Source organism: Streptomyces sp. NPDC051738 (assembly GCF_044453205.1).
GTDB lineage: Bacteria > Actinomycetota > Actinomycetes > Streptomycetales > Streptomycetaceae > Streptomyces.
Genome location: NZ_JBITCM010000013.1, coordinates 133,259 through 159,325 on the forward strand (window position 1 = coordinate 133,259; position 26,067 = coordinate 159,325).

Consider the following 26,067-nt stretch of genomic DNA (forward strand, 5'->3'; position numbering starts at 1 on the left):
GTTCGCCAACTCCGCACCATCCACCGCCCCTAGGGCACCCCCTCATCCCCGTTCCGGGGACGGACCACCCTCCCGGAGGACGCCCGGTCGCCTTGCCGCCAGGTCTGCTGGAGTCATGGAATTCAACAGGCGTACGGCGATGGTGGCGGGCTTGGGCGCGACGGTGGCGGCGACGACGGGCATCGGCACGCGCACCGCCCGCGCGGCCGGCCCGGAAGGGATCACCGTCCCCGGCGAGTCCCCGACCCGCACGAACATCCCGGTCGCCCGCGACCGCCGCGCCTCCGGTGGCCGCTACCTCGCCCTGCTCACGAGCGAGCACCCCCCGCCGGACACCGGCTGGTTCGCCACGTACCGCGTCCACGTCCCGCACTCGCACTCCCACTCCCACTCCCACGTCTACGCGCTCACCGCCGTCGCGACCGCGCCCGTGGAGACACCGCACACGGAGGCCGTCGCCTCGTACCTCCAACTGTCGGTCAACGACGGCCCCTTCACCGACCTCGCCCGCTCCCAACCGCACTGGTACGGCTCTCCGCCCGCCTGGGGCGACCTGTCCGTCCTGGATCTCGGAACCTGGGAACTCCGCGGTGGGGACAACACGTTCACCTTGCGGGTCATCGAGCCCACGATCCTTGACAGCACAATTGCTTACGCCCTTTCTCTGGACCACCTCACCCTGCGCCCCCTGCCCGGCCCGGCTCTCCGCGAGGCCCATGTCCGCCGCCACCGCGTCGGCACCCAGGCCCACCTCCGCCTCACCCTCGACGGACACGCCACCCGCCCGCACCCCGTCCGCTACACCGTCACCGACCACTCCGGCCACCAGGTCACCGACGGCGGTACGACCATCCGCGCAGGCCACACCACCACGACGGTCCCCCTCCCCGCCGACCTCCCGCCCGGCCACTACCGCATCCGCACCGACGACGGCACGACCAGCACCTTCGCCCGCCTCCCGGCCCGCCCCGCGGTCACCGACGCGACCGCCAACCGCTTCGGCGTCAACGTCTGGGCGTCCTCCCTCCTGCCGCCCTCCCGGCTGGACGAATTCGCCGCCGCCGTACGGGACATGGGGGCCGCCTGGATCCGCGACGGACAGTCCTGGCCGGTCGCCGAGCCCGCACCCGGTGCGTACGACACCGCGCACCACGACCGCCTCACCCGCACGCTGCGTGCCCACGGTCTCGCGGTCCTGGACGTCCTCTCCCCCGCCCCCGAGTGGGCGATGACCGACGCCTCGCTCCCCCTCCCGGCGGACCTGCGCCACGCCTACCGCTACGCCCGCCGCCTCGCCCTGGCCGCCCCTCAGGCGCTCCAGCTCTCCAACGAGCCCGACGTCGACACCACCCGCAGCACCGGCGACGCCCACGCCGCGTTCGTGAAGGCTGCGGCGCTCGGCATCAAGGACGCCTGCGACGAACCGCCGCTCGTCGTCCTGCCCGGCATCGCGCAGTCCGGCCCCTTCCAGGACCTGATGCTCGCGAACGACGTCGTCCGGTACGCCGATGTGTGGGCCTTTCACGGCTATCCCGATCCCGCCGAGCAGGACGATCCCGCGTTCCCCGGCGCGGCGGACGAGCAGCACACGCTCGCCCGGCGGCACGGGGCCGATGATGTGCCGCTGTGGATGACGGAGTGCGGAGCGTTCCTGGAGACGTCGCGCGACCCCGATCCGGCGCAGGAGCGCGTCCAGGCACGGTTCCTGGTGCGGTCGATGGTGGAGGGCCTGGCCGCCGGGAACGGCCGGCAGTTCTGGTTCGCGGGGCCGCCGCTGCACGACGACGGCGTGTACTTCGGCCTCCTCGACCGGGACTTCGGGCCCCTCCCCGCCTACAGCGCCTTCGCCGCGCTGACCTCGCTGCTCGGCGCGGCGCACTTCGTCGGGCCGGTGCGGCATCTGCCCGACGGCGTCCGGGGGTTCGCCTTCGACGACGGATGCCGGCAGCGGGTGACGGTCGTGTGGGCCGAGCGGCACACGCGCGTGCGGCTGCGCGTGCCGGTGCCAAGGGTGGCCTACGACATCATGGGGCGGCCGTTGGCGGACCTGCCGGAGGGGGCCGCCGTGATCGCGTCGCCGGATCCGGTCTACGTCGTCTCGCCGCGTGCCGGATCTCCCGACCTACAGGGTGCCGGTGTGCGCCGCGGCCCCGGCGCGCTCTCCCGCGCACCCTCCCGCGCTCTCTCCCCCGCCGAGCACATCGTCCTCAGCCAGCGCTACGCCGCCCGCAACGCCGCGCCCGGCAAGGACAACGGCGACGCGCCGCCGCCGTACGGCTACCGCCTCGGCCGCCGTACGCGCATGACCGTCGACGTCTACAACTTCGGTGGCTCGGGGCAGTACGTGACCCTCGCGGCGGAGGCGATGGGGGCGGGATGGTCGGTGGAGCCGGTGGCGGGGACGCGGGTGTGGGTGCCGGCCGAGGGGCGGGTCGGTGTGGAGTTCGTGGTCGTGGCGGGGAGTTCGGTGCGGCGGCGGGTGGATCGGCGGCTGGCGTTCCGGGCGCGGCTCGACAACCTGGTCGGCGGGCGCGGCGAGGTGCCCGGCAGCGTGGCCCTCGTTCACCTCAAGTAGTGCCGCGGTCGCCTCCAGTAGCCCCACAGCGGATCCAAAAGTCCGAGTTAACCCGGGTAACACCCCAGGTCAGGCACGATTCGGTGGAGCAAGCGCGTACCGACCACTCAGTTTGGTGAAACCCTCGACCATCCCCGGTACTGCGCAGTAACGTGCGTGGTTCGCCCGCCCCCCACACTCCCTGCGGTCCGCCACACCGGACCCGAGCCGCGCAAGGAGCACCGGGATGTCCTCCCCGTACCACCCGTACGACCCGCACGACCCGCACGACCGGCACGACCGGCACGACCCGCACGACCCGTTCTCGCCGTTCCCGCGGTACCCGGCCACACCGGCACCCCCGTCTCCGTCCGCGTCCCCCTCGTACGCCACCTACCCCTGGCAACCCCCCACCCCGCCGGAGCCGACCGCACCCCCACGCCACCGAACCCCGGACCACCCGCCCCTCGGGCACCACAGCGACCTGCGGATCCTGCGCACCGCCTACCGCTGGCAGCGGCGCGTGGCCACGCTCACCGCGCTCGGGTACTTCACCCTCTTCCTGATCCTGTCCGCCTTCGCGCCGGGATTCATGACGAGCACGGTCACCGACGGGCTGCCCACCGGCCTGCTGCTCGCGCTGCTCCAACTGCCCGTCACCTGGCTGGCGATATGGCTGTACGAGCACACGGCCGGCCGTTACGTCGACCCGCTCGCGGACCGCATCCGCAAGGAGGCCGCGGTGGAGGCCAAGCGCGAGGCCGGCAACAGGGAGGCCCGGCGATGACAGACTTCAGCTCGGACGCGCAGGCCTGGTCGCTGGTCGCGTTCTGCACCGTGGCCACGATCACGCTGCTGCTGTGCGTGATGATGGGCCCGGACCGGGACGACCTCGACGAGTTCTACACGGGCTACAGCTCCCTGTCCCCCATGCGCAACGGCCTGGCGATCGCGGGCGACTACATCAGCGCGGCGACCGTTCTGGGCACGACCGGGGTGGTCGCGCTGTGCGGCTACGACGGCATCGTGCTGGCGCTGAGCACGGCCCTGTCGCTGATGCTGCTGATGTTCCTGCTCGCCGAACCCCTGCGCAACGCGGGCCGGTTCACGATGGGCGACGCGCTGGCGCGCCGGATGCCGGGGCGGGGCGTGCGCGTCGCGGCCTGCGCGGTGACGCTGGCCGCGCTGGTGCCGCTGATGCTGGTGCAGTTGGCGGGGACCGGGCAGCTGCTGGCGTTCATCCTGGGGTTCTCGGGCGACTCCCTGAAGACGGGGTGCATCGTCGGACTGGGTGTGCTGATGATCAGCTACGCGGCGATCGGCGGGATGAAGGGCACGGCCCTCATCCAGATCCTGAAGATGGTGATGCTGCTCGGGTCGGGCGCCGTGGTCGCCGTACTGGTGCTGGGGCGGTTCGACTGGGACCCGGGCGCGCTGTTCGACGCGGCGGCCGCGCAGAGCGGGGTCGGGTCGGCGTTCCTGGAGTCGGGGCTGCAGTTCGCGGGCGGTCCGCATCCCCGCCTCGACATGATCAGCTCCCAGATGGCCGTCGTCCTCGGCGGTGCGGTTCTGCCGCACATCACGATGCGTATGTACACGGCGAGCGGTGCGCGCCAGGTGCGACGGTCCATGTCCTGGGCGGTGTCCAGCGTGGCGCTGTTCGTGCTGGTCATCACGGTGGTCGGCTTCGGCGCCACGGCGCTGATCGGGCGGGAGGTGATCGCCGGGGCGGATCCGCAGGGCAACACGGCGTATCTGCTGGGTACCAGGGCCGCGTTCGGCGCCGACGTCTCCACCATGGAGACGCTCGTCTTCACCGCGGTCACCACGGCCATCTTCCTGACCGTGCTCGCCTCGGTCGCGGGCATGATCCTCGCCTGCGCGAACTCCCTCGCCCATGACGTGTTCGCCACCCGGCTGCGGGAGCTGTCCGGCCGCCGCGAGATGGCGGTGGCGCGACTGTCGGCGCTGGCGGTGGGCGTCCCGGCGATCGTGCTGGCGACGATGGTCCAGCACCGCAGCCTGCAGCCACTGGTGACCCTGTCCTTCACCCTCGGCGCCTCCGCCATCGCGCCGGCCCTCGTCTACAGCCTGTTCTGGCGCCGGTACACCCGCGCCGGCCTGCTGTGGACGCTGATCGGCGGCTCGGCGGTGGTGCTGGTCCTGATGCCGGGGACCAATCTTGTCTCCGGGTCACCGGTTTCCGCCTTCCCCGAGGCCGACTTCAACTGGTTCCCCTTCACGACACCCGGGCTCGTGTCGATTCCGGCCGGGTTCCTCCTCGGGTGGCTGGGGACGGTCGCGTCCGGGCGGGGCAAGTCGGAGGAACAGCGACGGCAGTACGAGGCCGTGGAGGGGTGGATTCTGGCGGGGGCGGTGCGGAGGGGGAGCTGAGCGGAGGGCCGAGCGAGGCCGAAGGAGGGCTGAGCGGAGGGCCGAGGGAGGCAGGGAGTGCCGTGGGGTGGCCCGGTGTTCGGGTCACTCGCCGGGCGGGGTGTAACTCGGCGTCCGGACGGGGTGCATCTCGGCGTCCGGGCGGGGTGCATCTCGGCGTCCGGGCGGGGTGCATCTCGGCGCCCGGGCCTTCGGGGCCCTTGCCCGAACGTACCGGCCCGCAACCGGCGTCACTCACTCCTGGGACGCCTGCCGGGTCAGCGTCATCAGGCTGTTGCGCATCTGGTCCATGTGCGTGCGCACCTCGTCCCACGTCTTCCCGTGCTCGTGCAGCATCCGATCCGTCTCCTGGGCGATCTCCTCCGCGCGCTTCCGAGCCTCCGCGAGCAGCTCGGTCGCGTGCGCCCGCGCCTCCTCCTGCAACCGTTTCGCCGAGTTCTCCGCGTCCGCCAGCACCAGCTCGGCCTCGGCCACCGAGGCCTCGGCCCGCGCCACCCGTTCCACCTCCGACGCCTGCAGCGCGGCCATCCGCTCCTCGGCCTCCCGCTCGACGTCGGCAGCCCGCGCGGCCTGGTCCTTCGCCTGGTCGGTGAGCAGACCGTTGGTGCGCTGCCGCGTCTCCCGCAACGGCCCGAGCACCTCCCCGCGCCCCTCCTTCAACGCCCGCCGGGCGGCGATACGGATCTCCCCCGCCTCACCGCGCGCCGCGAGCAACCGCTGACGGGCGTATTCATCGGCCTCGACGACCACGACCTCGGCGTGCGCCTGCGCCGATTCCCGCACGCCCTCCGCGTACACCTGCGCCTCCTCCACCACGCGCCGCGCGTCCTGCCGCGCCCCCTCCCGCATGACCGCGGCCTCCGCCTCCGCCAACTCGAAGATCCGCCGCGCGCCCTCCCCGAGCGTCTCGTACGTCTGCGGGGACAGTTGCGCCACCGTCTCCCGCAACCGCTCCGCCTCCTCCTCCATCTCCCGGGCGAGCACGGTGAGCCGGGCGGCCCGCTCCCAGGCGGCGTCACGGCTTCGAAAGACGGCATCGACGTAGGCGTCGACCTGGTCGGGACGGTAGCCACGCCCGCGTACGACCACGAAGTCGTGGAGTGAGCCCGGTGCGCCGCTCATCCTGAACCCCTCTCCGCCGAGGAAGCGAAAATGATGATTTAGCGCACATCTTGATGTATCGGGCGGAAGCGTTCATAACGCGACACTCCGCTTGCGGGACACGGGCGGAGGCACTGAGCCCGCAGGAAAAGCGCATATGGGCGCATACGAAAGGGCCGGCTCCCGGTCGCACAACCGAGAGCCGGCCCTTTCACCCCCGCACGCCGCTGTCAGCGGCAGCCGGGTGATGTCACGTCAGACGTCACTTCAGAAGGAGCGATCGGGTGGTGTCACAGCAACCCGTCCCACATCTGCTCCAGCAGCACCGACCACCAGCTCTCCGGCGACCCGAGCGCCGCCGGGTCGAGGGAGGCCAGCTGGGCCTGGAAGTCGACGGTCCAGCGGCCCGCCTGCTCCTGGTTCAGGCCGAAGCGAAGACGCCACATCCGGCCGAGCAGCGCCAGGCAGCGCTGGAACTCGGGCAGGCCCGTGTTCACGAACTGCGGCGGTACGGGCGCACCGCCCGGGCCCGCCTCCACCGGCACGGCGACGATGCTCGCCGTCCCGTACTGGACACAGAGCGCCTTGCCGAAGTCGCTGCCCATGACGAGGTACGACCCCGCGTCCGACGCCGGCTGCACCCCACGCTCCTGCGCCAGCTCCGCCAGCGTCGGAACGGGCCGCCCCGGCTGGGCCTGCGCCCAGAAGAACGGACCCAGGTCCATCGGCAGACCACCGACGACCAGGCTGTGCGCCACGACCGGCGGCACGCCCTGCCGGGACACGGCGGCCTGCTCGAACCGGAAGATCCCCGGCCCGAACGTCCCCGCCAGCTCCTGCGCCACACCCTCCGGCGGAATCGGCGGCGCCTGCTGCACCTGCGGCAGCGGGGCGCGCACCGGCGCCGGGCGGGCGGGCCCGTCGGCCACTTGGTGCAACTCACCCTGGTGGGCGAGCAGTTGCCGCATGCCCTGCTGCCGGCTCGCGTGGTCCATGCCGTACGGCGCGATGGACGTGATCCGCGCCTGCGGCCACTGCTCCCGGATCATCCGCGCACAGTACGCACCCGGCAGCTCGCACGACTCCAACTCCGTGTGCAGCTCCAGCACCTGGTCCGACGGCACGTTCATGCCCCGCAGCTCATGGAAGATCTGCCACTCCGGATGCGGAGTCCCCGGCGCCGAACGCCGAATCAACTGCTGCTCCGATCCGTCCTGCGCGCGGTAGCGGAGAACGGCCTGGTAGCCGGGGCCGACAGTCGGCTGGCCGGTGGGGGGCTGGGGGTAGCCGTAGGCCGGAGGTTGGCCCGGTGCGGAGGGCTGGGCCGGGGCCGGAGGGCCGGGGTGTCCGGGCTGGCCGGGCGGCGGTACGGCACCTGGCGGCATCGGGGGCTGGGGGGTGGCCGAGGGCATGCCGGGGGCGCCGGGTGGGGCGGGGACTCCCGGGGCCGGGGGCATGCCGGGAGAGCCGGCGATGCCGGGTGCGCCAGGCGGTTGTGGAGCGCCGGGGGCAGGCGGCATGCCGGGAGAGCCGGGTACGCCAGGGGGTAGCGGGGCGCCGGGGGCGCCGGGGGCGCCCGGGGCGGGAGGCATGCCAGGGGCACCGGGGGCGCCGGGCGCGTGGGGAGCACCAAGGGCGGCGCCGGGACCGGCTGGAGCGCCGGGCGCACCCGGAGGCTGCGGCAGACCGCCGGGTGCCTGCGGAGGCGGAGGAACACCAGGGCCGCCCACCGGGGGCGCGGCCAGCACCGTCTCCGCGTGGTGAACGGCACCGCGAGCGCCGCCTGCAGAGCCCTGGGCGCCCTGCCCACCGGGGATACCGGGAGGCTGCGGAGCGCCCGGGGAGTGCGGGGCGCCGGGAGCTCCGGGAGGCTGCGGGGCGCCGGGAATGCCAGGCGCACCCGGAACACCGGGGACTCCAGGAGGCTGCGGAGCGCCAGGCATGCCCGAAGCACCCGGACCACCAGGCCCGTTAGGGGCACCAGGCGGATTCGGGGCACCCGGAACACCGGGGACACCGGGCGGCTGCGGAGCGCCAGGCACACCCGAAGCACCCGGACCACCAGGCGCGTTGGGCACGCCAGGCGGATTCGGCGCACCCGGCGAACCAGGGGCACCCGGGGCACCCGGGGGCTGCGGCGGACCCCCCATCTGACTCGGGTCGGCCAGCATTGTGGCGGCATGGTGGACCCCGCCCGGAGGCGTACCGGGCGGATTCGGCGCGCCGGGCGCACCAGGAGCACCCGGGGCACCGGGCGGCTGCGGAGCGCCAGGCCCGTTCGCGCCCCCCGGCCCCTGCGGCGCACCCGACCCCGCAGCACCCTCAGGCCCATCCGGCCCCAACGCCGACACGAGCTGCGTCGGAACGTACCCACCCGCCGGCGGCGTACCCGGAGCACCCGGCGCAGGCGGAGGCGTACTCCCCGCCCGCGCACCCGGCATCCCCGGAGCACCCGGCGGAGGCGGCGGCGTCGCCCCACCCCGCGCACGCGAAGGAGGCGCCGCCTTACTGGTCGCCGCATCGGCGATGTCCCCGGCGTTCGGCGCGAGCGGCCGCCCCGGGGCACCAGGCGCCTGCGGCACACCCGCACCACCGGCCGGCCCGCCCTGCGGGTAGCCGTAAGACGGCGCAGGCGGCGGCGTCGCACCCGGCGCAGGCGTACCCGGCCCACCCGCACCCTGCGGATACCCGTACGACGACCCACCCGGCACCGGCGGCGGCGTGCTGCCCTGCGCACCCGGCGCGTCCTGGCCGCCGACCACCGTGGGCGGAAGCCCGCTGCCACCCGACATCAACGCCGTCTCGGCATCCGGGGGCGCACTGTCCTCACCACTCAACGGCGGCGCGAACACCGTCTCCGGCAACGGCACGGAACGGTCCTCACCGATATCGATGCTGGTGTCGGTCCCGGCCCACGGAGTCGCGCCCTCAGGCACACCCGGCACGGGAGTCGCCGAAGCCCCAGCCGCAGACGCACCGGCATCCGAGCCCGTCCCCACCGGAACCCCACCCGACGTACCGCCGGAGGCACCCGCACCCGCACCACCGCCAGAACTGTCCCCAGCCCCACCATCCCGCCGCTGATCCGAGATCCCCAACTTGTCCGCCGCCTCCTGCAACCACTCCGGCGGCGTCAGCAGGAACGACGTCTGGTTCAGGTCCACCCGAGCCGGAGCAGCCGGCGCCTGTTGCGCCGCCGCTCCCCCACGGCCGTACTCCTCCTCGTACCGGCGAATCACCTCGCCCACCGGCAGCGACGGCCACAACGTGGCCTCCCCGCTGTCCCGGGCGAGAACCAGCCGCTGACCGCCCCCGCCCGAACGGGGCCCGTCCGCCCGGTCCTCGGCCCACACCACGAACCCGAGCTCGAACTCCCGCACCCGCACCTCACGATGCTGGTACGACGGCACATCCCCGTTGATCCACTCTTCCGCGCGCTCCTGCGCCTGTGCGAACGTCACCATCGCGAAGCTCACTCCCCCACCGAAGCCGCAGAAGACGCAGAAGACGCAGCGGACGGCGAAGCCACCGGCACCGCCCGCGCGAACCCACCGTCCACCATCAGATTCGCCACCGTCTCCAACTCCGGCGGAGATCCCGCCAGCCGGGACAGGAACGTGTCGAAGTCCTCACCGCACGGCACCAGCAGGCGCTCCACCCGATCGGCCGCCGGCCAGGCCGGATCCACATCCCGCGCATCGTCGTACGCGCAGAACCACACCGAACCGAGCCGCTCGCCCCGCACCTTCACGGCCAACAACCCGCCCTGCACGAACCCGACACCCAGATAGTCCTTGGTCAGATGGTCCCGCAGGCACTTGTTGACGTAGACCAGGTCATTTATCGCCGCCTCGTCCCGAACCGTGAACAGCGGCTGATCGACCAACAGCCCCAACTCCGCGTCCAGAGCCGTCCCCACGGGAGCGCACCCGCCCGCCGCCTTCAGAAACGACCGATACGCACCCGGCAGCCGATACCCCAGGTCCTCCTCGACCCCCAGCACCTGCGACTCCGTCACCGCCACACCCGACTTCGGCAGCCCGAAATGCGCCGGCCGCGTGTCCTGCAACGGCCGCGTCCCCCGCTTGTTCTGGTCCACCGCCGACGTCGCGATCCCACCGTGATGCCGCAGCAACGCCTTCACCTCGACCGGAACCAACTCCAGCCGCCGCGAACCCATCACGTGATGCCACGTCCAGCCGTGCGGCGTCGCCACCGCCGGCACCGTGTCCCACAGATCGTGCCCCGACGCCGCCAGCGCCGCGTTCGCCGACACATAGTCCGTCAGCCGCAACTCGTCGACACCGAAGCCCTCCGGCGGCTCCGCGATCTCCGCCACCGCACGCGCGTACGGCGAGAAATCGGGGTAACCACGCTCGTCGACCCGTACTCCTCTCGGGTGACGGGACGCGCGTACCGGATCCGGGAAATGCACGACCTGCCCGGCGTAGGCCGCGTTCGGCGGCGCGGCTTGCTGCCCGAGCCGACCTGTCGTCATGGCGGTTGCCCCCTGCGGCGTTCTGATACGGGACGCCACGACCACCTTCGGTCGTGGCGCCCCGTATCGACTGTCTCGTCTGCGTCCACGCGTCACCGCATGGAAAGCGGTGCCGACAGCCTATGCGGTAGTACGACACCGGTCACCGGCGCCGGTCATGACCCCCTCCGCTTCCGTGACCAGCCGTCACCCCGCCGTGACAGCCCGCCCAAACCCGGGCGTGTCGCGCCGCCCCAGCTTCCGCACCCGCCACGCCGTTTGGCACTCTGTGACGTCCGAGAGCATGCCCGGGGGATGCTCGGGAGGGGATGACGATCATGAACACGACGCAGACGGGACCCGACGCGGCGAGGTCAGGCGACCCCCGCATCGGCTGGAGCGCCACCGAAACCCCCCACGCGCCCGCCCTCCGCCACCGCCGCGACGGCATACTCCCCACCGTCGCCGCGGCCCTCTCCGTCCGCGGCGCCACCCTCACCGGCACCGCCGCCCGCGGCGACCAGCCCCCGGAGCTGCACCACCTCGTCCAGGACTTCCTCGACACCCTCACCAGCGGCGAGCGCGACCGCTTCACCGGCCGCTGCGCCGAGACCATCCTCATCTCCCGCCACCTCGCCGCCGTCGACGCCACCCGCAGCAAACGCGCCGCCCGCAAACCCATGACCAACGGCGAAGGCCGCAAAGCCCTCAAACAGGCCAAGCTCACCGCCCGCCGCATCCGCGAGGACGGCGACCCCCTGCACGGCAGCTTCGCCGCCCCCTGCCGCGCCTGCACCGCGCTCAGCACCCATTTCGGCGTCTACATCGTCGACCCGAAAGCGGCAGGCGGCTGACCCACCCCACCCCACCCCACGAACGTCCCACCCCACGCACGCCCCCTCCACTCAACCCCCCGCACGTCCCATAGGCACCGACGAACGAAGGGCAGATGCACACCGACCGCACCTCCACCACCCGCTTCCCCGTCCCCGTGGACGCCGCCCTGCGCACCGCCGGCTGGCAACCCGGACGCTGGGACATCAAGCAGGCCGAGATCTGGGCCGACACCCTGCGCGAACACACCTCACCCGCCGGCCACCGCCACGCCGTCTTCCCCGCCGCGGTGGAAGCCTGGGCCGAATTCGGCGGCCTCCACATCACCCCCAACGGCCCCGGCCGCCAGGTCGCCCCCGCGAGCGTCCACTTCGACCCGCTGCACGGCCTCCACATGGCCCGCACCCTCGGCGACCTCGGCCGCGCCCTCGACACCGAGGTCTGCCCCCTCGGCGCCGAAACCGACACCCAGGCCCTCCTCGCCATCGACACCGAAGGCCGCGTCTACACCCTCGACCACACCGGCGACTGGTACCTCGGCCCCGACATCGACCAAGCCCTCTCCGGACTGGTCACAGGCATAGAACCGGTACGACTGACGGCGGGCTGACCCCCGAAAGAGCCGCAACAGCAACAGCCCGGGAAGGCAACGGGACCCGACACGCCGCGCGGCTACGCCGCCGCCGGAATCACCGCCGACACCCGAAAACCCCCCGCATCCGTCGGCCCGGACACGAACACCCCGCCCAACGCCACGACCCGCTCCTTCATCCCCACCAGGCCGTTACCCCCCGACGGCAACCGCGCCGACGACGCCGACGACACCTCCGGCGGCGGCTCGTTCTCCACCTGCATCGCGATCTCCGTCACCCGATGCGCCAGCCGCACGTGCGTCTTCGCCCCCGCCGCATGCTTGTGGACGTTGGTCAACGCCTCCTGCACCACCCGGAACGCCGTCTGCTCTATCTCCCGCGCATACGACCGCGAATCCCCCTCCACCGACAGATCCACCACCATCCCCGCGGCGGCCGACTGCCCGATCAACTCATCCAACTCGGACAGACAGGGCCCCTCGGCAACCCCCTCCTCCGGCCCGCCCCGCTCCCGGTCGGCCGCGGCGGCGGCAGCGGCCCCCACAGCCGCAAGCGGTACGACAGCCTGCTGAACCATCCCCCCACCGCCGGCAACAGCACTCGTACCGCCCCCACTCCGCAGCACCCCGAGCATCTCCCGCAACTCGGTCAACGCCTGCCGCCCCATGTCCCCGACCAACGCGGCGTTCTTCACCGCCTTCTCGGGGTCCTTCCGAGCCACCGCCTGCAACGCGGCGGCATGCACGACCATCAGGCTCACCCGGTGCGCGACGACGTCATGCATCTCCCGGGCGATCCGCGTCCGCTCCTCGCCGCGCGCCCACTCGGCCCGCTCCTCCGCCCGCTCGGCGAGCAGCTGAAGCTCCCGCTCAAGACTGTCGGCCCGCTCCCGAAGGCTCTCCATCAGCCGCCGCCGGGCCCCGACATACAGCCCGAGCAGGAGGGGCGGCGCGGTCATCCCGAGAGCGGTGGTGACCGAGGCGAACGGAATCACCCAGTCACCAAAGGTCAACGCCCCCCGGGCCACGTCCTGCCGCACCCACACGAACGTCACGATCAGCATGCCGACGAACGACATGCCCGCCAGCGAGGCGATGATCCGCCGCGGCAGTTCGGAGGCGGCGAGGGTGTAGAGCCCGACTATGCCCATCAGGAACCCCATCTGGGCGGGCATCACCGCGATCGACACGAGCACTACGGCGATGGGCCACTTTCGCCGCAGCACCAGCACCGAGCCGGCCAGAACCCCGAACACCACCCCCGCGGCCACCGGAATCCCGGCATCCCCCGCGAACCCGGCCCCCTCGACCCCGCACTCCAACGCTGACGCGACACCCAGCCCCACGTCCAGCACCGCACTGCGCAACCTGCCCCACCACCACGGCCCTGCCCCCGGTGGCGGAGCCTCGGCGTGGTCTTCCCCCGTCGTGGTCATGACTCCAGCCTACGGGCCGTACGGCGCCGATTTCCGGGGAGTTTTGACGACTGGCCTACACCACACTCCGTGACGGAACGTAAGCGAAACCACCCGATATCCCTCGTCACGAAGAGCGCCCATCCATACCGTCGCATGGAGGGCGCCCGGTACGGCATAGTGTTGGGTGCCGACTCGGCGGCCTGACCAACTGTCCGGTTTAGTCGAGTTTGATCCCCCGTGGTGTAATTGGCAGCACTGTGGCTTTTGGTGCCATCTGTCCGGGTTCGAGTCCTGGCGGGGGAGCCCATGCTCGGTTCGGGCCCTGACTGATCACAGCTCAGTCAGGGCCCGCTCCCATGTCCCCCACGAAACGCCCCGGTATCCTGCGGATGTCACCCCACCCCCTCCACAGCCGAAGGGCATCCCGTGAGCGCCATTCGCCCGGCAGCCGTCGTCGTACTCGCAGCGGGTGAGGGCACCCGTATGAAGTCGGCCACACCCAAGGTCCTGCACGAGATCTGCGGACGCAGCCTCGTGGGTCATGTGCTCGCCGCCGCGCGTGAGTTGCAGCCCGAGAACCTGGTCGTGGTCGTGGGGCACGCGCGGGAGAAGGTCACCGCGCATCTCGGTGAGATCGACCCCGGCGTGCGCACCGCCGTGCAGGCCGAGCAGAACGGCACGGGGCACGCCGTGCGGATGGCCCTGGAGGAGCTCGGCGGCTCGGTCGACGGGACCGTGGTCGTCGTCTGCGGCGACACTCCGCTCCTCACCGGCGAGACCCTGACCCACCTCGCGGCGACCCACTCCGCCGACGGCAACGCCGTCACCGTGCTGACCGCCGAGGTCCCGGACGCGACGGGCTACGGGCGGATCGTGCGCGACGGTGCCTCCGGTGCCGTGACCGCGATCGTCGAGCACAAGGACGCGAGCGAGTCGCAGCGGGCGATCCGGGAGATCAACTCCGGGGTTTTCGCGTTCGACGGGCAGCTGCTCGCCGACGCGCTCGGGAAGGTGCGTACGGACAACAGTCAGGGCGAGGAGTACCTGACCGACGTCCTGGGGATTCTGCGCGAGGCCGGTCACCGTGTCGGTGCCTCGGTCGCCGCCGATCACCGTGAGATCGCGGGGATCAACAACCGTGTGCAGTTGTCCCAGGCGCGTCGCATCCTCAACGACCGGCTCCTGACCCGCGCGATGCTCGACGGCGTCACGGTGATCGACCCCGCGAGCACCTGGGTCGACGTGGCCGTGACCTTCGAGCAGGACGCGATCGTCCACCCGGGCACCCAGCTCCAGGGTTCCACTCATCTCGGTGAGGGTGCGGAGGTCGGGCCGAACAGCCGGCTGAAGGACACCAAGGTCGGTGCGGGGGCGCGGGTGGACAACACAGTGGCCGACGGCGCCGTCGTGGGGCCGCAGGCGACTGTGGGGCCGTACGCCTATCTCCGTCCGGGGACGCGTCTTGGCGCGAAGGGCAAGATCGGTACGTACGTCGAGACGAAGAACGCCTCGATCGGTGAGGGCACGAAGGTGCCGCATCTCTCCTACGTCGGGGACGCGACGATCGGTGAGCACACGAACATCGGTGCCGCGAGCGTGTTCGTGAACTATGACGGACAGGACAAACACCACACGACTGTCGGTTCGCACTGCCGTACCGGTTCGGACAACATGTTTGTGGCTCCTGTCACGATCGGGGACGGTGCGTACACCGCTGCCGGGTCCGTGATCACGAAGGATGTGCCGCCCGGTTCGCTGGCCGTGGCCCGTGGTCAGCAGCGGAATATCGAGGGTTGGGTGGCTCGTAAGCGTCCGGGCAGCGGGGCCGCGAAGGCGGCCGAGGCGGCGTCTCGGCAGGTCGAGGGCAAGGACTGACCGGAAACGGGTGCGTCAAACACGGCGTACCGTGATAAGTGCAACCCAGTTGAGACACCTCTGAGGAGACAGCTGTGACCGGGATCAAGACGACCGGCGAGAAGAAGATGATGTTCTTCTCCGGCCGCGCCCACCCCGAGCTTGCCGAGGAGGTCGCCCAGCAGCTGGGGGTCGGGGTCGTCCCGACCAAGGCTTTCGACTTCGCGAACGGCGAGATCTACGTCCGTTACCAGGAGTCGGCGCGTGGCGCGGACTGCTTTGTGATCCAGAGCCACACGGCTCCGATCAACCAGTGGATCATGGAGCAGCTGATCATGATCGACGCGCTGAAGCGTGCGTCGGCCCGCTCCATCACGGTCATCGTGCCGTTCTACGGTTACGCGCGGCAGGACAAGAAGCACCGTGGGCGTGAACCGATTTCGGCGCGTCTGATCGCGGATCTGATGAAGACGGCCGGTGCGGACCGAATCCTGACCGTGGATCTGCACACGGACCAGATCCAGGGCTTCTTCGACGGCCCGGTCGATCACCTCTTCGCGCTTCCGCTGCTCGCGGACTATGTGGGCCAGAAGGTCGACAAGGCGAAGCTGACGGTCGTCTCGCCGGACGCCGGGCGGGTGCGGGTGGCCGACCGCTGGTGTGACCGGCTGGGTGCGCCGCTGGCCATCGTGCACAAGCGGCGCGACAAGGACGTGGCGAACCAGGTGACCGTCCACGAGGTCGTGGGTGAGGTCAAGGGCCGGGTGTGTGTCCTGGTCGACGACATGATCGACACCGGTGGGACGATCTGTGCCGCGGCGGACGCCCTGTTCGCGCACGGTGCCGAGGACGTCATCGTGACGGCGACGCACGGTGTGCTGTCCGGCCCCGCGGCCGACCGGCTGAAGAACTCCCGGGTGAGCGAGTTCGTGTTCACGAACACGCTGCCGACGCCGGGTGAGCTGAGCCGTGATCTGGACAAGCTGACGGTGCTGTCGATCGCGCCGACGATCGCGAGTGCGGTGCGTGAGGTGTTCGAGGACGGTTCGGTGACGAGCCTGTTCGACGAGCAGTAGAGATCCTCGCGGTAAAGATCCTTTTGGTACGGCCTTCCTGTCCGAGTAGACTGCTTCAGTTGCTCGGCGAGGGAGGCCGTACCTGTTGGCGCAGGTGTCGGTTGTCCGTTATCGACGCGCTCTTCGTAGCAGGCCGTTCGTGGCCGGGTGACCACGTCCGTTTCTAGTTCTACGAGGAGTGATCCGTATGTCCGAGGTGAAGCTGAGCGCCGAGACGCGCACCGAGTTCGGCAAGGGTGCCGCGCGTCGTATCCGTCGTGACAGCAAGGTTCCGGTCGTTCTGTACGGCCACGGTTCGGACCCGCTGCACCTGACCCTGCCGGGTCACGACCTGCTGCTCGCGCTGCGTACGCCGAACGTCCTGATCGCCCTGGACATCGACGGCAAGGCGAACGAGCTGGCCATTCCGAAGTCCGTGCAGCGTGACCCGATCAAGGGCTACCTGGAGCACGTCGACCTGCTGCTGGTCAAGCGCGGCGAGAAGGTCACGGTCGAGATCCCGGTGCACACCGAGGGCGAGCTGGCCGCCGGTGGCAACCTGCTGGAGCACGTCCTGAACGCGCTGCCGGTCGAGACCGAGGCCACGCACATCCCCGAGTCGGTCACGGTGTCCGTCGAGGGTCTGGAGGCCGGTGCCTCCGTCCTCGCGAAGGACATCACGCTGCCGAAGGGCACCACGCTGGCCATCGAGGAGGACGCTGTCGTCCTGCAGGTCCTGTCCGCGCAGGCCGAGGAGGCCCCGGAGGGCGAGGGCGCCGAGGGCGAGGAAGTCGCCGAGGCCTGATTCTCGGGTCTGGCAGAGGCGTGATCCTCGGCTCTGTCATCGGTTCGTCAGCCGCTGTTCCCGTACGGGGCAGCGGCTGGCGCGTATCAAGGAGAGATGGACGTGACGACCGATCCGAGCGCCCCCTGGCTGATCGCCGGCCTCGGCAATCCGGGGCCCGAGTACGCCATGAACCGGCACAACGTCGGCTTCATGGTGGCGGATCTGCTGGCGGAGCGGATCGGGGGGAAGTTCAAGCGGGCCGGTAAGGCTCAGGCGCAGGTCATCGAGGGGCGGATCGGGCCGCCCGGGCCGCTGAACCGGCGGGTGATCCTGGTGAAGCCGATGTCGTACATGAATCTCTCGGGCGGACCGCTGAACGCGCTGCGGGACTTCTACAAAGTGCCGTTGGGAAACATCGTCGCCGTCCATGACGAGTTGGACATCGACCACGGCACGCTGCGGTTGAAGCTGGGCGGTGGGGACAACGGGCACAACGGGCTGAAGTCGATGACGAAGGTGATGGGTTCGGACTATCACCGGGTGCGGTTCGGGATCGGGCGGCCGCCGGGTCGTATGCCGGTGGCGGACTTCGTGTTGAAGGACTTCTCGTCGGCGGAGCGCAAGGAGCTCGACTACTTCGTGGACCGGGCGGCGGATGCGGTGGAGTGTCTGGTGATCGAGGGGTTGGAGCGGGCGCAAAGCACGTACAACTCCTGACTTGTCCGCCCGCTCGATCGGGCCGAGGTTGACCGGGCGTAGGGGCATGGCCAAGGATCGCGGCCATGCCTTCTGCCGTTGTCTCCAGTCAGGGTGCCGTGGCCGCGCTGCGGTTCGGGCGCCTCGCGACGATGGGTACGGTCGCGGTGCTGATCCTGATCGCGGGTGTGTGGGCGTCGTGGGGCACCGCCCAGCATGTGATGCTCACGAAGGGGCGGGAGAGCGGCACGATCGAGGTGGCGCGGTGTGGTGCGGAAACGTGCAGTGGGCCGTACACGCCGATCTCGGCGGGGTCGCAGCGGCGTGAGTCGGTCGTCATCGAGAAGAACGTGGCCGTGCGCAAGGGGCAGACGTACACGGTCGTGATCAAGCCGGGCAGCGACGATGTCGTACGGTCCGGACCCGCGGGCATCCTCTATGCCTGGGTTCCCTTCGGCGGGGCGCTGTTGCTGGCGTCGGTCGTGGTGGCGGGCGGGCTGCGGCGGACGCGGGTGGCGTGGGTGCTGGCGGGGTCGGGGGTCGCCTTGCTCACGGCGGCATTTGTGGTGGTCTGACGGCATGCCAGGAGCGGCCGCACCTGTGGAAATTCTGTTCGTTCCCTGTTCGTGATTGACCTGGAGTCAGTCCCGGCCGGAAGCTGAGCCGCCCCCTCCACATCTTCCCGTTCCTTCTCGAAGATGGACTACTGCCCCATGCGTACCCTCAATCGCGCCGGTGCCCTGTCCGCCGTCGCCGCGGCCGCGTTGCTCTGCACTCCGGCCGCCGCCCACGCAACCGCTCCCGGAGACAACGGCACCGTAAAGATCCATGACGCCGCCACCGGCGAAGAACTGCGCAAGAACGAACCGCACGTGTGCGAGTTCTACCTGGACGCGTTCGGTTTCGACAGCGTCCAGCAGGTCAGCTGGCACATCGAGGCCTGGGCCCCGACGGCCGCCGTCAAGGGCGCGACCGTGAAGTCCGGCGCGATCACGCTGGACGGCGAAGGCCACGGCCGCACGCTGGACATGACCCTGCCCGACGGGCACTACAAGCTGTTCTGGAACTTCGAGGGAGAGAACGGGTCCGCCAAACACAAGGTGTTCTGGACGGACTGCGAGGACGGGGAGCAGGGCGGCGGCACCACGAACACGCCGTCCGCGCCCGCGTCCGAGACTCCGGGCGACTCCACGACCGAGCCGGCCGCGAGCCCGTCCCCGTCCGCCGAGGCCGCCCCGTCGTCGTCACCCTCACCGCAGGGCGGCGCCGAGGGTGACCTCGCCGAGACCGGGAACGGTGCCCCGGTGGGCCTGCTGTCCGCGGCTGCGGCGGCGCTGCTGGGTGCGGGCGGGTACCTGGTGTTCCGGCGTCGCAAGGCCTGACCCGGAGCGGAAGTAGAGCCGAAAAGAGCGGTGCCCCCGTGCTTCGTACGAGCACGGGGGCACCGCTCTTTTCGCTGGTCAGCCGGTGTTGCGCAGGCCTGCCGCCACGCCGTTCACCGTGAGGAGGAGGGCGCGGGCGAGGATCGGGTCGGCCTCGGCGCCCGCTGCCGCCGCGTCGCGCTGGCGCTTGAGCAGAGTGACCTGGAGGTAGGAGATGGGGTCCAGGTAGGCGTCGCGGATGGCGAAGGTCTGCTTGAGGACCGGAGCGGCGTCGAGGAGTTCCCTCTCGCCGGTGATCTTCAGGACTTCGGCGACGGTGAGGTCGTGCTCGGCGCGGATGGTGTCGAAGACGTGCTTGAGCTCGTCCGGTACGAGGGTGTCGACGTAGTGCGCGGCGATCCGCAGGTCGGTCTTCGCCAGCGTCATCTCGACGTTGGAGATGAAGTTGCGGAAGAAGTGCCACTGTTCGTGCATCTCGTCGAGCACGGTGTCCAGGCCGGCCTCGCGCAGCGCCCTCAGACCGGAGCCCACGCCGAACCAGCCCGGGACGATCTGCCGGGACTGCGTCCAGCCGAACACCCACGGAATGGCGCGCAGGCCGTCGAGCGAGACGCCCGAGCCGGGGCGGCGGGAGGGCCGCGAGCCGAGGTGCAGGTCGGCGAGCTGGTCCACCGGCGTCGACGCGAGGAAGTAGGACGGCAGGTCCGGGTCCTCGACGAGCTTGCGGTAGGCGGCGTGGGCCGCGTCGCTCGCCACGTCCATGGCGGCGTCCCAGCGGGCGAGAGCCTCGTCGGACTGGCGCGGCGCGGTGTGCAGGGCGGAGGCCTGCAGGGTGGCCGCGACGGTCAGTTCCAGGTTCTCCCGGGCCAGTGACGGCACCAGGTACTTGTCGCTGATCACCTCGCCCTGCTCGGTGACCTTGATCTCGCCCTCCAGGGTTCCCCAGGGCTGGGCGAGGATCGCGTCGTGCGAAGGGCCGCCGCCGCGGCCGACGGTGCCGCCGCGGCCGTGGAAGAGGCGCAGGCGCACCCCGTAGCGGTGGGCGACGTCGCGCAGGCGGCGCTGGGCGCGGTGGATCTCCCACTGCGAGGTGGTGATGCCGCCGAACTTGGAGGAGTCGGAGTAGCCGAGCATGACCTCCTGCACGTCCCCGTTGAGCGCGACCAGGCGCCGGTAGGACGGGTCGGAGAGCATGTCCTCCAGGATGGTGTCGGCGGCCTTGAGCTCGTCGGTGGTCTCCAGGAGCGGGACGATGCCGATCTTGGCCCAGCCGGCGTGCAGGTCGATGAGGCCGGCCTCGCGGGCGAGGACGGCGGCGGCGAACACGTCGTCGGCGCCCTGGCACATCGAGATGATGTACGACTCGATGACCTCGGGCCCGAAGACGGCGAGGGCCCGCTTGACGGTCTGGAAGACACCGAGGGTCTTCTCGCCGGCCGCGTCGACGGGTGCCGGGGTGGGCGCGAGGGGCCTGCGCGACCTGAGCTCCTTGGCGAGGAGCTTGGAGCGGTAGTCGCGGGGCATGTCGGCGTAGCGCCAGGACTCCTCGCCGAGGCGGTCGAAGAGCTGGCCGAGGGCGTGGTGGTGGGCGTCGGCGTGTTCGCGTACGTCCATGGTGGCGAGCTGGAGTCCGAACGCGGACAGGGTGCGGATCGTACGGTTCATGCGGCCGTCGGCGAACAGCGCGCCCCGGTGCTCGCGCAGCGAGGTCTGGATCAGGGTGAGGTCGGCGAGCAGTTCGCCGGTGCCGAGGTAGTCGCGGCCGGTCTCGTGCGGGATGCCCTTGGCGAGGCGCTGCTTGGTGTTCTCCAGCTTCTGCCGGATGCAGGTGGCCTTGAGGCGGTAGGGCTCCTCGGCGTTGAGGCGCTTGTAGCGGGGGCTGATCTCGGGGAGGTTTTCGAGGTCGGCCTTGAGGGACTCCAGGAGTTCCTCGGTGGCGCCGGTGTAGCGGATGGAGTTCGACAGGAAGCCGCGCAGCTCGTCGATCATCTCCAGGGCGTCGTTGATGCCGTGCTCGTGCTGGAGGATGAGGACGTCCCAGGTCACCTGAGGGGTGACGTTGGGGTTGCCGTCGCGGTCGCCGCCGATCCAGGTGCCGAAGGTGAGGGGGCGGGTGGTGTCGGGGAGCTGGTAGCCGACGCGCTCCAGTTCCGCGGTGAGGTCCTCCAGGACGTCGCCGACGGCGCCGGCGTGGAGTTCGTCGAGGTAGTAGATGGCGTTGCGGGCCTCGTCGGCGGGCTCGGGGCGTACGACGCGCAGCTCGTCCGTCTGCCAGACGAGGTCGATGTTCTCGGCCAGTCGGGTGTCGTGGCGGCGGCGGTCGCCTTCGAGGACCGGGGTCTCCAGGAGCGCCGCGATGCGCCGGAGCTTGTTGAGGACGGAGCGGCGGGCGGCCTCGGTGGGGTGGGCCGTGAACACCGGGCGAACGTTGAGGTGCTCGATCGTCTGGCGCAGGTGCTCGGGGTCGGCGTCCTTGAGACGGTCGGCCGTGCGGGCGAGGAGGCCGCCCTCGGCGGCACGCTTGGCGCGCAGCTCGCGGCCGCGGTGGACCTGCTCGGTGACGTTGGCCAGGTGGAAGTAGGTGGAGAAGGCGCGGACCAGCTTGGCCGCGGTCTCCAGCTCCGTGCCGCGCAGCAGCTCGGCGGCGGCGTCGCCGTCCTCGCGGGTCAGGCGGCGGACCTTCTCGACGAGGTCGAGCAGCTCGGGGCCCTCCTGCCGGACGAGGGTCTCACCCAGGAGGTCACCCAGTCGGCGGATGTCGGCTCGCAGCTCAGTGCTCGTGGTCGTCTGGGACACAGTCTGGTCGTCGGCACTGCTCACAGGTGCGGCTCCTTGCAGTGTTGAAGCTCGTCCGGGAGGGAACCCGGGGCCGAGGGCCGCGCGGCGAGTGCCGCATACGGCTCCTGACATCCGGGAAGAAATCAGAGCGGACCGCGCTGTCCGACCGACACCAGGATAGGTGTGCATGCGGACGCGCAGACTCTCGGGCTCTTGCCGCCGGGCAGCGCACTGCCATACTTACGACGCCGTAGGTTACGGAACCGTAGGGACCGTTTTAACGGAACCTGGGAACAGTTCCCACAGCCCCGGCATCTGCCACAACCCTCGAAACCCCACAGGGGACGCCCATGACCACGAGCTCCGATGTGATCGAAGACGCCCCGAAGGCGAACGACGACACCCAACTTCCCTCAGCCACCCTCGGCGGCGAGAAGAAGGGGTCGGTCGAGCAGTTCGCGCTCCTTCTCTTCATCGTCGTCCCGTTCCTGGCGCTCGCCGCCGCGGTGCCGATGGTGTGGGGCTGGGGCGTGAGCTGGCTGGACCTCGGTCTGCTGGCCTTCTTCTACTTCTTCGCCTGCCATGGCGTCACGATCGGGTATCACCGCTACTTCACGCACGGTTCCTTCAAGGCGAAGCGTCCGCTGCGCATCGCGCTCGCCGTCGCGGGCTCGATGGCGGTGGAGGGTCCGCTGGTCCGCTGGGTCGCCGACCACCGCAAGCACCACAAGTTCTCCGACGCGGAGGGTGACCCGCACTCCCCGTGGCGTTACGGGGAGACCGTCCCGGCGCTGATGAAGGGCCTGTGGTGGGCGCACATCGGATGGATGTTCGACGAGGAGCGGACGCCGCAGGAGAAGTACGCGCCGGATCTGATCAAGGACAACGCGATCCGCGCGATCTCCCGTCAGTTCATCTCCTGGACGATCCTGTCGCTGGCGTTGCCCGCGCTGATCGGCGGTCTGGTGACGATGTCCTGGTGGGGCGCGTTCACGGGCTTCTTCTGGGGGTCGCTCGTCCGGGTGGCCCTGCTGCACCACGTGACGTGGTCGATCAACTCGATCTGCCACGCGGTGGGCAAGCGGCCGTTCAAGTCGCGTGACCGTTCGGGCAACGTGTGGTGGCTGGCGGTCCTGTCGTGCGGTGAGTCCTGGCACAACCTGCACCACGCCGACCCGACGTCCGCGCGGCACGGTGTGGAGCGCGGGCAGATCGACTCCTCGGCGCGGATCATCCGCTGGTGCGAGATGCTCGGCTGGGCCTATGACGTGCGCTGGCCGTCACGCTCGCGTATCGATTCGCGCCGGAACACCGAGGAAGGCGGTTCCCAGCGCCGGAAGGAACCCGTAAAGACGGCATGATTGACGCCGTGGCGACCGACTCCAGCAGTACCCCCAGCAACGAGAAGCCTCGGCGGACGCGCCGTACCCGGATGACCGGTGCGGAGCGCCGCCAGCAGCTGCTGGAGATCGGTCGCACCCTGTTCGCCGCGAAGGGTTTCGAGGGCACGTCGGTGGAGGAGATCGCGGCGAAGGCCGGGGTGTCCAAGCCGGTGGTGTACGAGCACTTCGGCGGCAAGGAGGGGCTGTACGCGGTGGTGGTGGACCGCGAGATGCGGCGCCTGCTGGACGGGGTGACCGGCTCGCTGACCGCCGGGCATCCGCGTGAGCTGCTGGAGCAGGCGGCGTTCGCGCTCCTGGACTACATCGAGGAGTACACGGACGGTTTCCGCATCCTGGTCCGCGACTCGCCCATCCCCCAGTCGACGGGTTCCTTCGCCTCGCTGATCTCGGACATCGCGACCCAGGTGGAGGACATCCTGGGCCGCGAGTTCAAGAGCCGCGGCTTCGACCCCAAGCTGGCCCCGCTGTACGCGCAGGCCCTGGTCGGGATGGTCGCCCTGACCGGCCAGTGGTGGCTGGACGTCCGCCGTCCGAAGAAGGCGGAGGTGGCGGCGCATCTGGTGAACCTGGCGTGGCACGGGCTGGACGGCCTGGAGGCGAAGCCGCACTTGATAGGGCGCCGGAAGAACTGATGCGCGCGGCGCCGGGTGCGTCAGTTCCCGGCCCTGCGCGTCAGTGCTTGAAGGTGTCCTTGCCCTTCTCCTTCGCCTGGCGCGCGTCGCCCTTCATCTGCTCGGTTTTGCCTTCGGCGGTCATTCGCTCGTTGCCGACCATGCGGCCCATCGCTTCCTTGGCCTTGCCCTTGATCTGTTCCTTCTTGGCCCTGGCCTTCTCTTCCTTCGCCACGTTTCTCACTCCCGCAAGGTTCGACGTCGGGGTGTCACTCAGCGGGTGACCCTCCGCCGGACGGCTCAAACAGGGGTCACGGGCTCCAGGAACTCCAGCCGGTTGCCAAGGGGGTCGTACGAGTAGAACCGCCTGTGCCCCGGCAGGGTCTCGTCCCACTCCACCCGCGCTCCCCGCGCCGCCAGCCGCGCGGCGTACCGTTCGATCCCGGTGACCCGCAGCCCGGGATGCGCCTTCGTCGCGGGTCGGAAGTCGCTCTCGATGCCGAGGTGCAGCTGCACGCTCCCCGCCTGGAACCAGCAGCCCCCGCGTGCCGCGAGCGCGGCCGGCTTGGGGATCTCGGTCATGCCGAGGACGCCCACGTAGTACGTCCGCAGCCGCTCCTCGGATCCCGGCGGGGCCGCGAGCAGGACATGGTCGACGGCGGTGATCATCAGGCCTCCTTGCGGGCCACGGCGAAGATCCGGCGGAACGGGAAGGGCGTGCCGTGCCGGCCGGGCAGATAGGCCTCGCGCAGGGCGGTCCGGTAGTCGCGCAGGAAGGCCTCCCGCTGGTCGGGGGCGTCGGCGAGGGCCGTGAGGACGGGGCGCAGTCCGGTCCCCTTCACCCAGTCCAGCACCGGATCCTCGCCGGTCAGGAGGTGGATGTACGTCGTCTCCCACACGTCCGCCGTGCAGTCCAGGTCGGCCAGCTTGCCCAGATAGGTCTCCGGGGCGAGCACGGCGTCCTCGTGGCGCAGGGTGCCGGCGAGGTCGTGCCGGTGGGCGAGGTCGCGCATCAGGCGGTGGCTGGGGGCGTCGAAGTTGCCGGGGACCTGGAAGGCGAAGGTGCCGCCGGGGCGCACGCCCCGTACCCAGTCCGCGAACCGGTCCGCGTGCCCCGGCACCCACTGGAGCGTGGCATTGCTGACGATCAGGCCGTACGGCTCCTCGGGCGTCCACGTCCGTACGTCGGCGTGGGCGAAGTCGAGGCGCCCGCCGCCCGGCGTCGGCCCTTCGTGCTCGGCGTAAGCCTTGTCGAGCATCTCGGGAGAGTTGTCGTAGCCGGTGATGTGGGCGGTGGGCCAGCGCTGCGCGAGCAGGGCGGTGACGTTGCCGGGGCCGCAGCCGAGGTCGGCGATGCGGGGGCGTTCACCTGGCAGGTCGGGGACGCGGGCGAGGAGGTCGGTGAAGGGGCGGGCGCGGTGGTCGGCGTGGCGCAGGTACTGGGCGGGGTCCCAGGTGGGGGCGGCGGCAGCGGACATGGCGGAGGCCTCCTGTCTCTCGCTCTCCAGCCTGCCCCCATAGATATCTTGACGTCAAGAGACTTCACGTCGACACAACCACTACACTGATCGTCATGGAGGACGAGGTCGATCGGCTGGTCGCAGCGTGGCGCCGGGAGCGCCCGGACCTCGACGTGGAACCGCTCGAGGTGCTCAGCCGGGTGAGCAGACTGGCCCGGCATCTGGATCGCGCACGTCGGCTGGCCTTCTCCGAGCACAGCCTGGAGCCCTGGGAGTTCGACGTGCTGACCGCGCTGAGGCGCGCGGGGACGCCGTATCAGCTCTCTCCGGGGCAGCTGCTGACCCAGACCCTGGTCACCTCGGGCACGATGACGAACCGTATCGACCGGCTGGCCAAGAAGGGGCTGGTGGAGCGACTCCCCGACCCCAGTGACCGGCGTGGTGTGCTGGTCCGCCTCACCGACGAGGGCCGCGACCGGGCGGATCAGGCGCTCGCCGGTCTGCTGGATCAGGAGCGGGCGATTCTCTCCGAGCTCTCGCGGGCGCAGCGGGGGGAACTGGCCGGTCTGCTGCGGCAGCTGACGGCGCCGTTCGACAACATCCCTGGGTGAACGCTCCGCTGGGGAAGCCGCAAATAGGCCGTCTTGTTGTCTGCGGCGCCGTTTTGGCTT

The 26,067-nt window shown here is 70.8% G+C and carries 22 protein-coding genes and 1 tRNA gene; 15 read left to right on the forward strand and 8 right to left on the reverse strand.

The annotated features are described in order from the left end of the window. The first annotated feature begins 115 nt into the window (after positions 1-115). The 3 genes from ACIA8X_RS28720 (at position 116) to ACIA8X_RS28730 (ending at position 4,948) form a co-directional block, all read left to right on the forward strand. A complete protein-coding gene (locus ACIA8X_RS28720) occupies positions 116-2,575 on the forward strand; it encodes a hypothetical protein (protein WP_399459445.1) in 2,460 nt (819 codons plus the stop codon). Positions 2,576-2,801: 226 nt separating this feature from the next. Continuing rightward, on the forward strand, positions 2,802-3,341 hold the full coding sequence (locus ACIA8X_RS28725; RefSeq protein WP_399459446.1) for a DUF485 domain-containing protein: 540 nt from the start codon (positions 2,802-2,804) through the stop codon (positions 3,339-3,341). Beyond that, a complete protein-coding gene (locus ACIA8X_RS28730) occupies positions 3,338-4,948 on the forward strand; it encodes a cation acetate symporter (protein WP_393455249.1) in 1,611 nt (536 codons plus the stop codon). The genes ACIA8X_RS28725 and ACIA8X_RS28730 overlap by 4 nt, the downstream gene beginning before the upstream one ends. 234 nt (positions 4,949-5,182) lie before the next feature. Here the strand turns inward: ACIA8X_RS28730 and ACIA8X_RS28735 are convergent, their stop codons facing one another. From ACIA8X_RS28735 to ACIA8X_RS28745, 3 genes are all read right to left on the reverse strand, one after another. Next, positions 5,183-6,070: a cellulose-binding protein gene (locus tag ACIA8X_RS28735; protein ID WP_393455246.1), complete on the reverse strand. Its 888-nt coding sequence runs from the start codon at positions 6,068-6,070 to the stop codon at positions 5,183-5,185. A gap of 269 nt (positions 6,071-6,339) precedes the next feature. Further along, entirely contained in the window at positions 6,340-9,513 is a 3,174-nt protein-coding gene (locus ACIA8X_RS28740; RefSeq protein ID WP_393455243.1) for an SUKH-4 family immunity protein, read from the reverse strand. An 8-nt stretch (positions 9,514-9,521) separates the two neighbouring features. After that, complete coding sequence (locus ACIA8X_RS28745; protein WP_393455240.1) at positions 9,522-10,547, reverse strand: SMI1/KNR4 family protein; 1,026 nt, start codon at positions 10,545-10,547, stop codon at positions 9,522-9,524. 308 nt (positions 10,548-10,855) lie between these two features. Here ACIA8X_RS28745 and ACIA8X_RS28750 point away from each other — a divergent pair, with 308 nt between their 5' ends. After that, positions 10,856-11,380 (forward strand): YwqJ-related putative deaminase, encoded by a 525-nt coding sequence (locus ACIA8X_RS28750; RefSeq protein ID WP_393455237.1) that lies wholly within the window; start codon positions 10,856-10,858, stop codon positions 11,378-11,380. Positions 11,381-11,475: 95 nt separating this feature from the next. After that, positions 11,476-11,970 (forward strand): SUKH-3 domain-containing protein, encoded by a 495-nt coding sequence (locus ACIA8X_RS28755; RefSeq protein WP_393455234.1) that lies wholly within the window; start codon positions 11,476-11,478, stop codon positions 11,968-11,970. 62 nt (positions 11,971-12,032) lie between these two features. On the opposite strand, the gene ACIA8X_RS28760 is transcribed toward ACIA8X_RS28755, so the two are convergent. Further along, positions 12,033-13,388 (reverse strand): sensor histidine kinase, encoded by a 1,356-nt coding sequence (locus tag ACIA8X_RS28760; protein WP_393455231.1) that lies wholly within the window; start codon positions 13,386-13,388, stop codon positions 12,033-12,035. 213 nt (positions 13,389-13,601) lie between these two features. Between ACIA8X_RS28760 and ACIA8X_RS28765 the strand changes: the two genes are divergently transcribed. From ACIA8X_RS28765 to ACIA8X_RS28795, 7 genes are all read left to right on the forward strand, one after another. Beyond that, a tRNA-Gln gene (locus tag ACIA8X_RS28765) sits at positions 13,602-13,673 on the forward strand. 123 nt (positions 13,674-13,796) lie between these two features. Next, entirely contained in the window at positions 13,797-15,245 is a 1,449-nt protein-coding gene (glmU, locus tag ACIA8X_RS28770) for a bifunctional UDP-N-acetylglucosamine diphosphorylase/glucosamine-1-phosphate N-acetyltransferase GlmU (RefSeq protein ID WP_399459447.1), read from the forward strand. 74 nt (positions 15,246-15,319) lie between these two features. Then, entirely contained in the window at positions 15,320-16,300 is a 981-nt protein-coding gene (locus ACIA8X_RS28775) for a ribose-phosphate diphosphokinase (RefSeq protein ID WP_393455225.1), read from the forward strand. 187 nt (positions 16,301-16,487) lie between these two features. Then, positions 16,488-17,084, forward strand: a complete 597-nt coding sequence (locus tag ACIA8X_RS28780) for a 50S ribosomal protein L25/general stress protein Ctc (protein WP_393455222.1) — start codon at positions 16,488-16,490, stop codon at positions 17,082-17,084. A 96-nt stretch (positions 17,085-17,180) separates the two neighbouring features. After that, on the forward strand, positions 17,181-17,783 hold the full coding sequence (pth, locus tag ACIA8X_RS28785) for an aminoacyl-tRNA hydrolase (RefSeq protein ID WP_393455219.1): 603 nt from the start codon (positions 17,181-17,183) through the stop codon (positions 17,781-17,783). A 65-nt stretch (positions 17,784-17,848) separates the two neighbouring features. Then, positions 17,849-18,337 carry a hypothetical protein gene (locus ACIA8X_RS28790; RefSeq protein ID WP_393455216.1) on the forward strand — a complete coding sequence of 163 codons (489 nt, stop codon included), beginning with the start codon at positions 17,849-17,851 and terminating at the stop codon, positions 18,335-18,337. Between the two features lie 138 nt (positions 18,338-18,475). Next, positions 18,476-19,144 carry an LPXTG cell wall anchor domain-containing protein gene (locus ACIA8X_RS28795; RefSeq protein ID WP_393455213.1) on the forward strand — a complete coding sequence of 223 codons (669 nt, stop codon included), beginning with the start codon at positions 18,476-18,478 and terminating at the stop codon, positions 19,142-19,144. Between the two features lie 78 nt (positions 19,145-19,222). Here ACIA8X_RS28795 and ppc read toward each other — a convergent pair whose 3' ends face one another. Further along, positions 19,223-21,964, reverse strand: coding sequence for a phosphoenolpyruvate carboxylase (gene ppc, locus ACIA8X_RS28800; protein ID WP_399459448.1), 2,742 nt, complete (start codon positions 21,962-21,964; stop codon positions 19,223-19,225). Positions 21,965-22,272: 308 nt separating this feature from the next. On the opposite strand from ppc, the gene ACIA8X_RS28805 reads away from it, so the two are divergent. Both ACIA8X_RS28805 and ACIA8X_RS28810 read left to right on the forward strand, forming a co-directional pair. Then, a complete protein-coding gene (locus tag ACIA8X_RS28805; protein WP_393455207.1) occupies positions 22,273-23,283 on the forward strand; it encodes an acyl-CoA desaturase in 1,011 nt (336 codons plus the stop codon). Beyond that, positions 23,280-23,957: a TetR family transcriptional regulator gene (locus tag ACIA8X_RS28810; RefSeq protein WP_393455204.1), complete on the forward strand. Its 678-nt coding sequence runs from the start codon at positions 23,280-23,282 to the stop codon at positions 23,955-23,957. The genes ACIA8X_RS28805 and ACIA8X_RS28810 overlap by 4 nt, the downstream gene beginning before the upstream one ends. A gap of 40 nt (positions 23,958-23,997) precedes the next feature. Here the strand turns inward: ACIA8X_RS28810 and ACIA8X_RS28815 are convergent, their stop codons facing one another. The 3 genes from ACIA8X_RS28815 to ACIA8X_RS28825 form a co-directional block, all read right to left on the reverse strand. Beyond that, positions 23,998-24,171, reverse strand: a complete 174-nt coding sequence (locus tag ACIA8X_RS28815) for a CsbD family protein (RefSeq protein ID WP_393455201.1) — start codon at positions 24,169-24,171, stop codon at positions 23,998-24,000. A gap of 65 nt (positions 24,172-24,236) precedes the next feature. Further along, complete coding sequence (locus ACIA8X_RS28820) at positions 24,237-24,605, reverse strand: glyoxalase (protein WP_393455198.1); 369 nt, start codon at positions 24,603-24,605, stop codon at positions 24,237-24,239. Beyond that, positions 24,605-25,414, reverse strand: coding sequence for a trans-aconitate 2-methyltransferase (locus ACIA8X_RS28825; RefSeq protein WP_399459449.1), 810 nt, complete (start codon positions 25,412-25,414; stop codon positions 24,605-24,607). Before ACIA8X_RS28825 ends, ACIA8X_RS28820 begins: the two co-directional genes overlap by 1 nt. A 95-nt stretch (positions 25,415-25,509) precedes the next feature. On the opposite strand from ACIA8X_RS28825, the gene tamR reads away from it, so the two are divergent. After that, entirely contained in the window at positions 25,510-26,007 is a 498-nt protein-coding gene (gene tamR / locus ACIA8X_RS28830; RefSeq protein WP_093904744.1) for a MarR family transcriptional regulator TamR, read from the forward strand. Positions 26,008-26,067: the final 60 nt, after the last annotated feature.